General features: G+C 60.7%; 11 protein-coding genes. 3 read left to right on the top strand and 8 right to left on the bottom strand.

Going from position 1 to position 13,177, the window contains the following annotated elements:
• Positions 1–2: 2 nt before the first annotated feature.
• The gene (locus tag ACTO5E_RS00960; protein ID WP_482300777.1) at positions 3–869 is read right to left on the bottom strand and encodes a GNAT family N-acetyltransferase; all 867 of its coding nucleotides are present in this window, start codon (positions 867–869) and stop codon (positions 3–5) included.
• 116 nt (positions 870–985) lie between these two features.
• Between ACTO5E_RS00960 and ACTO5E_RS00955 the strand changes: the two genes are divergently transcribed.
• A complete protein-coding gene (locus ACTO5E_RS00955) occupies positions 986–1,432 on the top strand; it encodes a helix-turn-helix transcriptional regulator (RefSeq protein WP_482300775.1) in 447 nt (148 codons plus the stop codon).
• 145 nt (positions 1,433–1,577) lie between these two features.
• Here ACTO5E_RS00955 and thiI read toward each other — a convergent pair whose 3' ends face one another.
• From thiI to ACTO5E_RS00925, 6 genes are all read right to left on the bottom strand, one after another.
• Positions 1,578–2,753: a tRNA uracil 4-sulfurtransferase ThiI gene (gene thiI, locus ACTO5E_RS00950; protein ID WP_482300773.1), complete on the bottom strand. Its 1,176-nt coding sequence runs from the start codon at positions 2,751–2,753 to the stop codon at positions 1,578–1,580.
• A gap of 497 nt (positions 2,754–3,250) precedes the next feature.
• Complete coding sequence (locus ACTO5E_RS00945) at positions 3,251–3,952, bottom strand: HAD family hydrolase (RefSeq protein WP_482300771.1); 702 nt, start codon at positions 3,950–3,952, stop codon at positions 3,251–3,253.
• A 12-nt stretch (positions 3,953–3,964) separates the two neighbouring features.
• Entirely contained in the window at positions 3,965–5,131 is a 1,167-nt protein-coding gene (locus ACTO5E_RS00940; RefSeq protein WP_482300769.1) for a cysteine desulfurase family protein, read from the bottom strand.
• Positions 5,128–6,156 (bottom strand): D-2-hydroxyacid dehydrogenase, encoded by a 1,029-nt coding sequence (locus tag ACTO5E_RS00935; protein ID WP_482300768.1) that lies wholly within the window; start codon positions 6,154–6,156, stop codon positions 5,128–5,130. Before ACTO5E_RS00935 ends, ACTO5E_RS00940 begins: the two co-directional genes overlap by 4 nt.
• Before the next feature lie 19 nt (positions 6,157–6,175).
• Complete coding sequence (locus ACTO5E_RS00930; protein ID WP_482300766.1) at positions 6,176–8,089, bottom strand: NAD(+) synthase; 1,914 nt, start codon at positions 8,087–8,089, stop codon at positions 6,176–6,178.
• Positions 8,090–8,406: 317 nt separating this feature from the next.
• The gene (locus ACTO5E_RS00925) at positions 8,407–10,038 is read right to left on the bottom strand and encodes a VanW family protein (RefSeq protein WP_482300764.1); all 1,632 of its coding nucleotides are present in this window, start codon (positions 10,036–10,038) and stop codon (positions 8,407–8,409) included.
• 493 nt (positions 10,039–10,531) lie between these two features.
• On the opposite strand from ACTO5E_RS00925, the gene ACTO5E_RS00920 reads away from it, so the two are divergent.
• Complete coding sequence (locus ACTO5E_RS00920) at positions 10,532–11,659, top strand: MGDG synthase family glycosyltransferase (protein WP_482300763.1); 1,128 nt, start codon at positions 10,532–10,534, stop codon at positions 11,657–11,659.
• Positions 11,656–12,378, top strand: a complete 723-nt coding sequence (locus ACTO5E_RS00915; protein WP_482300761.1) for a DNA alkylation repair protein — start codon at positions 11,656–11,658, stop codon at positions 12,376–12,378. The genes ACTO5E_RS00920 and ACTO5E_RS00915 overlap by 4 nt, the downstream gene beginning before the upstream one ends.
• Before the next feature lie 162 nt (positions 12,379–12,540).
• On the opposite strand, the gene ACTO5E_RS00910 is transcribed toward ACTO5E_RS00915, so the two are convergent.
• A complete protein-coding gene (locus ACTO5E_RS00910; RefSeq protein ID WP_482300759.1) occupies positions 12,541–12,756 on the bottom strand; it encodes a hypothetical protein in 216 nt (71 codons plus the stop codon).
• Positions 12,757–13,177 lie beyond the last annotated feature (421 nt).

Below are 13,177 nucleotides of genomic sequence, written 5' to 3'. Positions count from 1 at the left end.
CCTCACTTCTTCCAGTACGTCCACTTTTCCCCCGGCCCATAGCCGATTTTTGGGTAGAAGGGGTTCCCGCCGCCAGTCATATGGGTGGCGCCCAGGGGCTTCAGCCGCCGCCAGAGCTCAGACAGTGCTGCTGCGGCCAGGCCCTTGCGTCGGTACTCCGGCACCGTGCACAAGGGCTCCAAATAGGCCAGATGATTCTCTGGGACCCACCACATGCCCGCATAGCACACATAGTCTCCGGCTTCATTCATTACGGCAACGTGCTGCTCCGGGGTGGCATGGGGGGCATTCACCAGGGCGTAGCTGTACTCAAACTCTCCGTTCCAGGGTCCCTCTTCCGCCTCGTGGTCAAAGCCCTTCCAGCAGCACTCGCAGCACTTGGCCAGGTCCAAAAGGCCCGGCTCTGTAAAGCGGAAGCCCTCTGGCAGGGGATAATGGAGGGGCTTGGCGCAGTCATAAACATAGCTCTCATAGCCTGCGGCCTGGGAATAGCCCGCTGCTTTTGCTGCCTGAAGAATGGCGGTCTGGCTTCCGAATATCACCAGCTGGTGCTCTCCGTTGACAGGCATATGCTCTCCGGCGTAGGCCACCATCTCAGAGGCCAGGGCCTCATAGCCGGGCCGCAGGCTGAAATATACGTCTGTCACCGGGTTTTCGTGGAAGCAGAAGCCTACAATCTTCTCCCCGTCCAGCCACATCCGGCACCGGTGGAGGTAGGACTTGTCCATCCAATCCGAGCACAGGGCATACTCCCAGAAGGGCGCGGCCACGCCATTGCGCCAGTCCTTCTCATAAATGTCCAGCATGAATTGGTACACGGCCATGTGGTCGCTTAGAATGCTAAATGGTTTGGTGGTGATGCGGTTCATATGGTTCACGCTCCTTTTCTGTCAACGATCCGGGCAAAACTGCACAAAACAGTTGGTGGACCGCCCGGAAGGATTCTGGTATAATCTGCTTACATCAAACAAAGGAGGACACGAAAATGGGAATTGGAAACAGTCTTTATAACGCCAGAAAGCGTAAGGGCCTCTCTCAAGAGGCTGTGGCTGAAAAGCTGGGGGTCAGCCGTCAGACCATCTCGAAATGGGAGACAGGGGAGACTCTGCCGGACATCCGGCAGGCCAAGGGGCTGGCGGCGTTGTACGGCCTCTCTCTGGACGAGCTGATTGCCTTTGACGCGGACGTGCAGGAGGTGGAGGACGTGGTCCGGCGCACCACCCAGGAGACCAGCGATAAGGTGGACTGGGCAAAGCTTTGGGCAGAGAAATACCCGGTGCTCGCCCGCTACCAGAAAGAGCTGGACCCCGCCCCCTATGCCCGGTCCCTGGAGGAGCTGCTGAAGAGGCTGGCAGAGGAGGCCGGGTACTCCCGGCTGGATGCGTTTCTGGTATTGAAGGACATTCTTTCCAGCCTTTGGCAGCAGAGCTGATCTAACCCTGAGAGGCCCATGAAAATGTGCCTCTCTTTCTGTCTGCCGCTGGTACACAAGACTCAACGGAACTGGACCGGTAAGGGAAATAACGCGATACGTCCTATTTTTCCTTCCGTTCTATGGATGTTTTTTTCCTTTTTCGTTAATAGGCGCTGATATGGGTGGTCCTCACATTTTGGAGGGCCTCCGCCAGCAGGGTTTTTCCGTCGATTGCCTGTTCGCCCCGCTCCACCATCTCCAAGGTGGGCTTGGTGCGGGGGTGCCGGGGGGTGAAGATGGTGCAGCAGTCCTCATAGGGCTCAATGGAGGTGTCAAAGGTGTCAATACGCCGGGCCAGCTGTACAATCTCCGCCTTGTCGGCGCCGATGAGGGGCCGGAACACAGGCATCTCCGCCACAGCGTCCGTGCAAGCAATGGCCTGCAGGGTTTGGCTGGCCACCTGGCCCAAGCTCTCCCCGGTGATCAGGCACTGACAGCCCTCCTGCTCCGCCACCTGCTGGGCCGCCCGGAGCATGTACCGGCGCAGGATCACCGTGCCCAGGTCCTCGGGGCATCGGTCCCGGATCTCCTCCTGAAGATGGGTCAGCTCCACAGTCACCAGCTTGATGCGCCCGGCGTATTGGCTGACCTTGCGCAGCAGGCGGACTACCTTGTCATGGGCCAGCTCGCTGGTGTAGGGGGGGCTGGCAAAGTGCACGGCGGTAAGGGCCAGACCCCGTTTGGCCATGGTCCAGGCGGCTACCGGGCTGTCCAGACCACCGCTGATCAGCACCAGACCCCTGCCTCCCGCCCCCACGGGGATGCCTCCGGCCCCGGGCCGGGCGTTGGCGTGAACAAAGGCGGACTGCTCCCGCACCTCCACCCGCACCTCCACGTCCGGGTGGTGTACATCCACCCGCAGATGGGGGTAGCGTTCCAGAAGATACCCGCCCACCTGCGCCGAAATCTCCGGGGACTGATAGGGAAATTTCTTGTCGCTGCGCCGGCACTCCACCTTAAAGGACCGGGCTTCTTCCAGCTCCTCCCGCAGGTACTCTGCCGCCTGCTCCTGGATTTTGTCCAGGTCCTTTTCAGCGGCTCCGGCCCGGGTATAGCTTACCACGCCGAACACCCTGGCGCAGCGCTCCTCCGCCAGGTCCATGTCGGCGCCGTCTCCCAAGGGCTCCACATAAATGGTGGACTGCCGGGACGTGACGGTGAATTCCCCTGCGTCCCGGAGACGGCGTTTGATATTTTTGATCAGTACATCCTCAAAGCTCCGGCGGTTCAGCCCTTTCAGGGCAATCTCCCCCAGCTTGAGCAAAATGACCTCGCGCATATTTTCTCCTCCCGTTCCAACTGCCTCCTGCCGGGTTTTCTACATAGGGCATGGCGGGGCAGAATCTGATTGTTTTGATCTTCCCCTATAGTCCGCTGCTGTGAAGCAAGGCCGGGCAAGGGAGGGCACCTCTTGCCCGGCGCGGGCTTGACAAACCGGGAGAGTGTGGTATAATAAATGAAAAGAGGGACGCTGCTGCATGCGGTTGGCCCTCCGGACTAGTAGACAATGGTCATGCTAGCCGCTCGGGTCGCATCCGGGCGGCTAGCAAGCTTTTATGGGGAAGAAAAGCAAAACGATCAGCGCGATAAGTAAAAAAACCAGTGCGCGCACAATAGTCTTCCGCATTCAGCCTCCCCCCCCCCTTCAGGGGAGCCGCCAACCGCCTGTGATCTCCACCCTGTCAGCCGTCAGCATGGGCGGTGGAATCACCGCAACAACGTCCCAGCCTGGCCACAGCCAAGCTGGCTTTATTATATCAGCCTCCGGAAATTTTGTCAAAATCTTTTGCCTCTGCGCTCTACAAAATTTACCAGCTCCCGCAGGTTGTGAATCCGCCACTCCGATTCCTGCTGGCTCTCGTTCCGGTCAAGAAGAAAGGAGGCGAACCCCAGGGCCCGGGCTCCGTCGGCCTCGGGAGGACAGTCGTCCACATAGAGAGACTCCTCCGCAGCTACGCCCTGAGCTGCCAGAGCGGCCTGGTAAATTGCCGGGTCTGGCTTTCCCGCCCCCACCAGTGAGCTGGCCGTAAAGCTGGTGAAGTAGCGGTGCAGGCCGCAGCCCTCCAGGGTCAGCTCCAAGGAGGGCGGGCAGTCGCTGATGACCCCCATTTTGTAGCCCTTGTTCTTGAAGTATTCCAGCACGTCCACGGTCTCAGGATAGGGGTGCTTTTTCAAGTACCACAGCTTTTCCACCAGCAGGTCCGCCCGCTCGGCGGTTTTTTCGGTGATGCCCATGTCCTCGAACACATAGAGATACCACTGCCGGAAGAAAGCCAGCTCCTGGTCTACCGTGTGGTAGGGGGCAAAGGGGAAGCCCCCTGCCTGGACCTTCTGGAAAAACTTCATGAAGTAGTCGTAGGAATCATCAAACCTGCGGCCGCTCCATTGTTCCAGATTCTGGTTGCGGAACCGGGTCCACTCCGGGTCCCCCCGCACCAGGGTGCCGTCCCGGTCAAAAAATATGGCTTTGAACCTCATCCTCTCTCTCCTTTACCGCTCCTTTGCCAGACTGTCCAGCCCGGCCCGCAGGCCCTGGGCCAGCGCTGCCAGGTCCTCCTCTGTGGTGAAACGGGAAAGGCTCACCCGCAGGGCGGAGGCTGCCCGCTCTTTGGGCAGGCCCATGGCTGCCAGCACATGGCTGGGCGCACCCTTGCCGCAGGCGGACCCCGACGACACGGATATGCCCCTTTGGGCCAGAAAGTGCAGCATGGTCTCGGCCCGCACCCCCACGGCGGAGAGATTGAGAATATAGGGCAGGCCCTCCTCCGGCGAGTTGACCACGATCTCCGGAATGTCTCCCAGCAGCGTCAAAAGCGTTTCACGAAGGGCTTTCATGGGCGGCAGCAGTGCGCTGGGACGGGGGGACAGTTCTACCGCCTTGGCAAAGGCCCCAATCAGCGGCAGGCTCTCAGTGCCGGAGCGCAGGCCCCGCTCCTGCCCGCCGCCGAATACCCGGGGCAGAATTCGAGTCCCCCTTTTGACATACAACGCTCCCACACCCTTGGGTCCGTGAATTTTATGGGCGCTTACCGTGCACAGGTCCGCGCCCAGCTTTTGGGGGGTAAAGTCCATTTTGCAGAAGGCCTGGACGCAGTCTGTGTGCAGAAGGGCCGGGGCCCTGCCGCGTTTGATCAGCTGCGCCGCCTCCCGCACAGGCAGCAGCGCGCCGGTCTCGTTGTTCACCAGCATGAGGCTGACCAGAATGGTGCTTTCGTCAATGGCCGCTTCCAGGTCTTGGGGACGGACCCGCCCGGCCTCGTCCGGGGGGATGCAGACCACCTGAAAGCCTTGAGCTTCCAGCTCTTTTGCGGCCTGTAGCACCGAGTCGTGCTCCACAGCGGTGGTGACGATTTTGTTCCCCAAGCGGCGGCGGGCGGCAGCGGCCCCCAGCAGGGCCAGATTGTTGGCCTCGGTGCCGCCGCTGGTAAAGACAATTTCCTCCGGGGCCGCGCCCAGGCGGCGGGCCACTGTGGCCCGGGCAGCGTCCAGCTCCTTTTTGGCCCAAAAGCCCCGGCTGTGCAGGGAGGAGGGATTGCCCCAGCAGTCTGTCATCAGCCGCAGGGCCTCGGCCGCGGCCTCTGGCAGCACGGGTGTGGTGGCAGAGTTGTCCAGGTAGTGCTCCTTCGTCATATGCGCGGCTTCCTGTTCCCGGTTCATGTGGAATCATCCCGCCGCCGGTAGCCCGAGGCAGGGTCTACCTGGTTTTTCAGGGGCTCGCCGTGGAGGAACCGCCTCAGGTTCTCCGCGAAAATGGCCGCAATGCGCTCATGGGTCTCCCACAGGTGGTAGCCCCCGGACACATGGGGGGTCACCACTGCAGTGGGCAGCTGCCACAGCCGGTGACCGGGGGGCAGGGGCTCCGGGTCAGTAACGTCCAGCCCGGCCCCGCCCAGACGGCCGCTCTCCAAAGCGTCGCACAGGGCCTCAGTGTCTACTACATAGCCCCGGCCCACATTCAGCAGCACCGCGCCCTCCTTCATAAGGGCAATGCGCTCCCGGCTGAGCATCCCACGGGTGTGGGGAGTGCCGGGCAGGGTGACAGCCACCACGTCTGCCTGGGGGAGGAGGCTGTCCAGCTCCCCGGTGAGATGGAGCTCGTCCACAAACGCCGGCTTGGGGCCGGGGGTACGCCGCAGGCCAATGACATAGGCGCCCATGGCCTTGCACAGCCGGGCGAAGTCTCCCCCAATGTCTCCCAGGCCCATGACCAGCACCACGGACCCCAGCAGCGTGCGCACCTGGCCCTGGCTGGCCCAGTCCTCCCGGCGCTGGGCGTCACGGTAGAGCTCCAGCTTTTTGAAGACCATCAGCAGCATACCCAGCATGTGCTCGGAGATGGCCAGGCCGTAGGCCCCGGTGGCGTTGGTCAGGGCGGTTTCTGGCCTCAATACCCCAGGATGAAGGTAGGGCTCTACCCCGGCGGAGCTGGTCTGCATCCATTCCAGGCGGGGGGCCTTTTTCAGCCGCTCGGGGGCCACATTGCCCAGAATGGCCTCGGCCCAGGCCATGTCCTCCTCTGTGACAGGCTCTGCGGGCAGCAGCTGGGGGAAGGGCAGGGTCCCGCCCCGGCCTGAGGGCAGAGCTTCTCCCAGCCGGAAGCGGACCTGAGCCCCCTCCTGTTCCAGGGCGTCCCTCTGTTCTTGAGACAGAGGAATGGTGACCAGAATGTGTTTCTTTTCCACTTTGGTTCTCTCCTCTCTGTTACAACGCTTCGATTTCCTTCAGCCACAGAGCCCCGCTGGCGTCGCTGGGCATCCGCCAATCTCCCCGGGGGGACAGGCTCACCGTGCCCACCTTGGGGCCGTCCGGCAGACAGGAGCGTTTGAACTGCTGGGCGAAGAACCGCCGGTAGAATACCTTTAGCCAGGCCTTCACGGTCTCGCCGTCAAACTGGCCTGCAAAGCTCCGGCAGGCCATGCGGTAGATTTTTCCCGGCCCGAACCCATGCCGCAGCAGGTGGTACAGGAAAAAGTCGTGGAGCTCATAGGGGCCCACCAGCTCCTCGGTCTTCTGGGCAATCTCCCCGTCCTTGGGGGGCAGCAGCTCCGGGCTCACCGGGGTGTCCAGCACGTCGGACAGGGCCTCGCCCAGAGGACCGCCCAGACGCTGGGCTTCAAACCGCACCAGGTGGCGGACCAGGGTTTTGGGCACCCCGGCGTTGACGCCGTACATGGACATGTGGTCCCCGTTGTAGGTGGCCCAGCCCAGGGCCAGCTCAGAGAGGTCGCCGGTGCCAATGACAATACCCCCCCGCTGGTTGGCCAGGTCCATGGCAACCTGCATCCGCTCCCGGGCCTGGGCGTTTTCAAAGGTCACGTCATAGCAGGAGGGGTCCTGGCCGATGTCGTGAAAATGACTGAGCACGGTGTCTCCAATGGGGATTTCCCGGAAGCCCACGCCCAGCTCCCGGGCCATGACCTCCGCATTGCGGCGGGTGCGCTGGGTGGTGCCAAAGCAGGGCATGGAGACCGTGAGAATCCCCTGGCGGTCCAGCCCCAGAAGGTCAAAGGCCCGCACAGCCACCAGGGCGGCGAGGGTGGAATCCAGTCCCCCGGAGAAGGCAATGACCACGTTTTTGCAGCCAATATGCCTCAGCCGGGAGGCAAGCCCCTGGGCCTGCATGGTCAGAATCAGCTGGCAGCGCGCCTCTCTGGCGGCAGGCTCCTCTGGCACAAAGGGCTGGCGGGAGAAACCGCGCGCGGGCTGAAAGGCGTTCAGGGTCTCCTGGTCATAGGCAAAGGGGATGGAGACCACGCCGGCATCCGCCCGGTCCTGCCAGGTGTTGGCCCGGCGGCGTTCCTGGAGGATGCGCTCCAGGTCCAGCTCCGCCACTGTGAGGCCGGTGGTGAACAGGGCGCTCTCTGCCAGCACCGCGCCGTTTTCGGCAATCAGGTCATGGCCGGCAAACACCATGTCCCCGGTAGACTCCCCAGGGCCTGCGTCGGCATACACATAGCCGCCCATAATGTGGCCGGACCACATCTTTACCAGGTCCCGGCGGTAGGCGGACTTGCCGGCCACCTCGTCGCTGCAGGAGGGATTGAGGATCAGGGTCGCGCCGTTCTGAGCCAGGGAAGCGCTGGGGGGCTGGACGGCCCACAGGTCTTCACAGAGCTCTACTCCGATGGTCAGGCCCTCTACATTTTCGCAGGAGAACAGCAGGTCTCTGCCCAGCCAGGTCTCCTGGCCGCAGAAGGTGATTTTCTGGGGGGGCATGGCGGGCATGAAGTAGCGGGCTTCATAGAACTCTCCATAATTGGGAATGCAGGACTTGGCGGCAAGCCCCAGGAGCCGCCCCTTGTGAAACACTGCGGCGGTGTTGTACAGAGAACCTCTTGAGGCCACAGGCAGGCCTACTACACAGAGGATGTCCAGCCCGGCAGTGTCCGCCATCAGCTGGGCAAGACCCTGTTGGGCAGCGGCCTGAAGGGCCCGGTTGTGGAACAGGTCGCCGCAGGTGTAGGCAGTTAGGGCCAGCTCGGGCAGGCAGACGGCCCCGCAGCCCTGGCGGGCGGCCTCCTCAATCAGCGTCCGGATGCGCTGGACATTGGTTTCCACATCCGCCACCCGGGCCTGGGGCGTGGCGGCAGCGGCTCTGAAAAAGCCGTCTTTCATAATGAATCTCCTCCTGATATGATATTTTGACAAGCTGACAGACGGGTGGAAGCTCCGCCCTTGGTCTCTGGGCTTTGGGGGCGGGTGGGGTGGGCCGCTGCCGCTCACTTCGGCGGCCGGGCGAGCGGAGCGAGCAAAGAGCCGCGGTAGAGCCCACGCCAAGCGCTGTGTGAGGAATTTCTATCCTGGTCAACAGCGCACCAAAGGCCGTGCCCACATAGAATCAGAAGCTTGCAGCAGGGCGGATGTCAACCGGACAGCAAGCCGCTGCTTTCGTCGCAAAAAGGCCGCAGGGTTGCCTGCAGCCTTTTTGTCTTTTATCCTTCGGCTTCTCCGCCGCCGTCCTCATTGCCCTCGTCTCCGCCGCCGGGGTTCTCGTCCACAGGGGGCTCCGGAGTGGGGTCCTCCTCTACAGGAGGCTCAGGGGTGGGCTCGGGCACGGGAGTCTCCACCGGCGGAGCGGGAGGCTCTGGGGTGGGGTCAGCCGGCTTGGGTGTGGGCGCGGTAGTGGGAGCCGGAGAGGGGGAGGGAGAGGGTGTGGGCTCGGTGCTGCCGCTTTCGCTACTGGTGTCCACCTTCGAGGTATCTGTTCCAGGACCGACCAGGTAGATTTTGCCAGTGGACCGGTAATAGGAGCTGGGCAGGTCCTCGGTGCGAATCTGCTGGCCGTCTTTATAGAAGATCCGCCAGGCGCTGGCGTAGTAGCCGTTGTTGCCGGAGGTCTTGCGGACAAACTGCCCCTTGGCAAGACTTCCGTCTACCTGGAACTCCACCGAGTCACGGGGAGGCTCGCTGCCGGTCTGCTGAGAGCCCAGCTCAATATTGTCCCACTCCTCGGGGAAGCACCCGTAGAAGTTCACCGTCAGGGTCACGCCGTCCATCCAGGAGGCAATGTATACTGGGTTTTCCAGGCAGTTCTTAAACCGGAAATCAATGCTGCCATAGTCCACGGTGGCGTCCAGGCCAATGGGGCAATAGCCCGAGGGGCTGCTGTGGCAGTCCCGCTCCACAATCTCCATGCCCGCCATCAGCGCCGCATTGTAGATGGTGGTGGAGCCCTGGCAGATGCCGCCGCCGTATACCGACACACTCTGCCCGCCCACCAGGCCGCCGGCAGTCAGCCAGCCTCCTGCCGGGTCGGTGCTGTCGCCAATGGTGGTGTTGTAGGAGAAGACCTCGCCGGGCTTCAATATGGTGCCGTTGACCTTGGACAGGGCCAGGGCCATGTTGCTGTTGCCGTTGGAGGTGTTGTTGGAGACTGTGCTGTAGGTGGAGAGCTTCTTGAAGTTCTCCTGCAGGTACTGCTTGGTGATTTTTGGCTTGGTCTCCACAAAAGCAGCCTGAATAGCCCCGCCGTGCTTCTGGGCCAGCAGCTCCCGGACGCTGCGCAGGGTGGCGGCCATGTCTACCCGGCTGCCGGTCTGCTCGTCCTGAAAGGTGAACTCCCCGGTGTTTCCGTCAAAGCTGGCAATCTCCGCGTCCTTGGCCTGGGCGTAGCACTGCTGGGCAGCGTCGTCCAGCTTTTTGCGGCCAGCCTCAGACAGGTCTGTTACAAAGGGCAGCTCAAACTTGTCCGCCTTGCGGGAAGCCAGCATGTCCGGCACAACCAGGTCCAGAATGTCCTGGGTGTCAAAATCCTCCCCCCGCAGGGAAATGGTGTCATCCTTGAATTTCACGCTGATTTCCAGCGAGGCCATGCTCTCGTCCAGGGCGGCTCTGGCAATCTCCTGGGCTTCGCTGACGGTTTTGCCGCCGATATTTTTGCCGCCAATGGTGGCCCCCTCCGGGAAACGGCTGGGGTCGTCCGTATGGCTGACTGCTGTGCTGGACAGGCTGCTGCCGTCGTCCTCGCCGGACTTGCAGGCGCTCATGCCCAGGGCCAGCACCATCGCTGCCGCAGCCAGCGCCGCGGCGCGCTTCCATCTAATCTTATTCGTGATCTCCCACATGGATACTGATTCCTTCCTCCCGCCGGCTGCGGGTAAGCTGAATTTGAGCCAGTTTATCTAACATTATACATGCTCGCCGGTCAAATGTAAAGTCGTGAAAGCGGTTTATTTGGTTTCAATTTTGTTATTCTTTTTTAAACGGGTTTAGGGCTTGTTTGAAAATAGAGGAAATGACGGAATTTTGACCAGAAGGGGTCAGCTTCAAGGAGAAAACCGCAAGGAATACATGCGTATTACGAGGATTTTCGACGCAGAAGATGGCTGCTTCTGGGTAAAAAGACGGCGTTTTCGATTTTTCAAACAAGCCCTATACTTACAAAAAGCTTACGCTTTTTTTAAAACGCTGGTATACAGGGGCACGGCGTGTTATAATGTACATAAAGCGTACATTGTGAGTGATTCTCCCCTGCAAAAGGGCCAGACTTTCTTTTTGTGGGTGGATTGAACAGCGCAGACAAAGTACATTCAGGTTGATATTGAGGAGCGATACCCCATGAAAATTATGCTTTTGACCGCTGCCACCGGCGGCGGACATATCCGCGCGGCCAATGCCGTGGAGGAATACATCCGGGAGAACACCGGCTGGAACGTGCGCACGGTGGACTGCCTGAAGGCAGTGGGCCGTCTGCTGGACAAGACGGTGTGCGACAGCTATTTGTTTATGGCAAAAAAGGCCCCTATGCTGTTCGGGCGGCTCTATAAGCGCACCAACAAGCAGAATATGATCTCCCACCTGGTGCCCAAGCTCAGCGGGCTGTTCAGCAACATGCTCTACCCTGCTATTGAAAACTATGACCCGGATGTGATTATCACCACCCACCCCTTTGCCACAGAGATGGTGGCGGACCTGAAGGGCGACGGCCTGGTGAAGGCGCCGCTGATCTGCATCATCACCGATTATGGCGCCCACAGGGCCTATATTGCCCATGAGGTGGACAGCTATGTGGTGGCCAGCGACGACATGGTGCCTGAGCTGCGGGAGTTCGGCGTGCCTTTGGAGAAAATATGCCCCTTTGGCATTCCGGTGCACGGGGTGTTTTTTGACCCCCAGGACCAGAAGATGCTGCTGCGCCAGCTGAGCCTGGACCCGGAACTGCCCACCCTGCTGTTTATGGCGGGGAGCTTCGGCGTGTCCAACATTATCAAGCTGTACCGGGATCTGGCCGCGACCCAGGTGAAAATGCAGATCATCGTGATTACCGGGCGCAACCAGAAGCTGTTTGACGCCTTTGAGAAGGAGATCGAGGCGGCCCCGGCCATTCCCACCCGGCTGATTTATTTCACCGACGAGGTGGAGAAGTATATGCACGCCGCCGACCTGCTGGTCACCAAGCCCGGGGGGCTCACCGTGTCAGAGGCCCTGGCCTGCAACCTGCCCATGGCTGTGTTCGACGCCATCCCCGGCCAGGAGGAGGACAATGCCAGATTCCTGAAGACCCACGACATGTGTGTGCGCATTGAGAAGGGCAGCGACTTTGCCCAGGAGATCTCTCAGCTGTTGCAGGAGAAAAAACGCCTGCAGGCCATGCGAGAGAACTGCGCGGGCTTTGACAAGTCCCAGTCCATGCCCAACATGCTCAGCCTAATCAGCCAGCTTACCGCCCGGGAGGTCCGGGCATGAGCGCGGCGTTTACCCCCCAGGATTATCAGGACATTCTGGCGCAGTTGGCCGGGCTCTCAGATGAGCAGTATAAAAGCTTTCATCAGGGGCTTGTTCCCGGAGTCGTTCTGACCTATGGGGTGCGGGTCCCTCAGCTGCGGCAGATGGCCCGGGCTGTGATCAGGCAGGACCCGGTAGGGTTTCTGGCTGTCACCCGGCCCGGGTCATATGAAGAAAATATGATAAGAGGGCTCGTGATTGCCGGAATGAAGCTGCCCATGGAGGAGCGTCTGCCCCTGGTAGAGAGCTTTTTGCCCCTGATTGACAACTGGGCGGTGTGCGATATCTTCTGCGGGGGCTTTTCTCTGAAAAAACCGGAGGACCGGGCCCTGATGTGGGCGTTCCTTCAGCCGCTGTTCAGGGACAGCCGGGAGTATTATGCCCGGTTTGCCGCCGTTATGCTGCTAAGCTATTATGTTGACCCAGAGCATATTGCCCAGGACCTGGCCCTGCTGGAAGCAATGTCCCAGGAGCCGTATTATGTGCGCATGGCGGTGGCCTGGGCCCTGTCGGTGTGCTATGTGAAATTCCCCGGGGAGACTCTGCCCCTGCTGCAGCGGCAGAGTTTAGCCCCCTTTACCCAGAACAAGACCATCCAGAAGATCCGGGGGTCCCGCCGGGTGAGCCCGGAGGACAAGGCTATGCTGAACCGGTATAAGGTGCCCATGCCAAGGGGATGACTAGGGCTTGTTTGAAAAATCGGAAACGCCGTCTTTTTACCCAGAAGGGTCCCTTTCTGCGTCAAAAATCCTCGCCAATCGGAAGATTGCCTTGCGGTTTTTTCCTTGAAATGAACCCCTTCTGGGTAAAAATTCGTCATTCCCTCTATTTTCAAACAAGCCCTAGTTGACAGCAGTGAGCGAGGCCGTTGAGGCCAGAGGGCGCGGGTCCTTTGGGGCGGCAGGGCTTGGCCGGCCCCTGAGCATCCCGCCCAGGACCATCCCCATGACAAACACCAGCGCAGCCACCCAGGCCCAGACCAGCAGCCGGGCTCCCCAGTACATTCCTGCCTCCCACCAGGCCCTGTGCCGGGCCAAACGCAAGCTTTCCCTGTTCATATTGCAGCCTCCTTTTTGGTTGTTTGATGATTAGACGTGGGAGGTGGGGGAAAGGTAACAAATAATAAAAAATTTTCCCCTTCTTCGCGGGCCAAAACCGAAAGAAAATAACGCGCCAAAAGCGCGAAATAAAAGTTCTTGGAGATTCTTAAGACCCTTCTTTCAAGAAGGGTCTTAAGCCGCCGGAGGCGGTCTTGACCTTGAACTTGATCTCTGCCGGGGCTCCATCAAGGAACGCCGCCGTTGGCCTCGGTAGCGGGGAAAAGGTCGTGCGCGGTATTTCTGCACGGGCCAAATGCTCGCTAAAGACTGCCGCCGCAATCACAGAATCGCCATGACTCTCTTGGAGAGGGAGGCGTTTGAAGTCAACAAAAAACCGGCAGAGGCTCATCCGCCCCTGCCGGTCTCTTTTTTATGATGT

The organism is Acutalibacter sp., from assembly GCF_056800975.1.
The sequence above is the reverse complement of the archived record's forward strand: the minus strand, read 5'-3'. Positions and strand labels throughout refer to the sequence as shown.

What these genes read in the sequence shown, in the direction of transcription:
- ACTO5E_RS00960 (WP_482300777.1), bottom strand. Translation starts at nt 869, where the DNA reads ATGAACCGCATCACCACCAAACCATTTAGCATTCTAAGCGACCACATG.
- ACTO5E_RS00955 (WP_482300775.1), top strand. Translation starts at nt 986, where the DNA reads ATGGGAATTGGAAACAGTCTTTATAACGCCAGAAAGCGTAAGGGCCTC.
- thiI (WP_482300773.1), bottom strand. Translation starts at nt 2,753, where the DNA reads ATGCGCGAGGTCATTTTGCTCAAGCTGGGGGAGATTGCCCTGAAAGGG.
- ACTO5E_RS00945 (WP_482300771.1), bottom strand. Translation starts at nt 3,952, where the DNA reads ATGAGGTTCAAAGCCATATTTTTTGACCGGGACGGCACCCTGGTGCGG.
- ACTO5E_RS00940 (WP_482300769.1), bottom strand. Translation starts at nt 5,131, where the DNA reads ATGAACCGGGAACAGGAAGCCGCGCATATGACGAAGGAGCACTACCTG.
- ACTO5E_RS00930 (WP_482300766.1), bottom strand. Translation starts at nt 8,089, where the DNA reads ATGAAAGACGGCTTTTTCAGAGCCGCTGCCGCCACGCCCCAGGCCCGG.
- ACTO5E_RS00925 (WP_482300764.1), bottom strand. Translation starts at nt 10,038, where the DNA reads ATGTGGGAGATCACGAATAAGATTAGATGGAAGCGCGCCGCGGCGCTG.
- ACTO5E_RS00920 (WP_482300763.1), top strand. Translation starts at nt 10,532, where the DNA reads ATGAAAATTATGCTTTTGACCGCTGCCACCGGCGGCGGACATATCCGC.
- ACTO5E_RS00915 (WP_482300761.1), top strand. Translation starts at nt 11,656, where the DNA reads ATGAGCGCGGCGTTTACCCCCCAGGATTATCAGGACATTCTGGCGCAG.
- ACTO5E_RS00910 (WP_482300759.1), bottom strand. Translation starts at nt 12,756, where the DNA reads ATGAACAGGGAAAGCTTGCGTTTGGCCCGGCACAGGGCCTGGTGGGAG.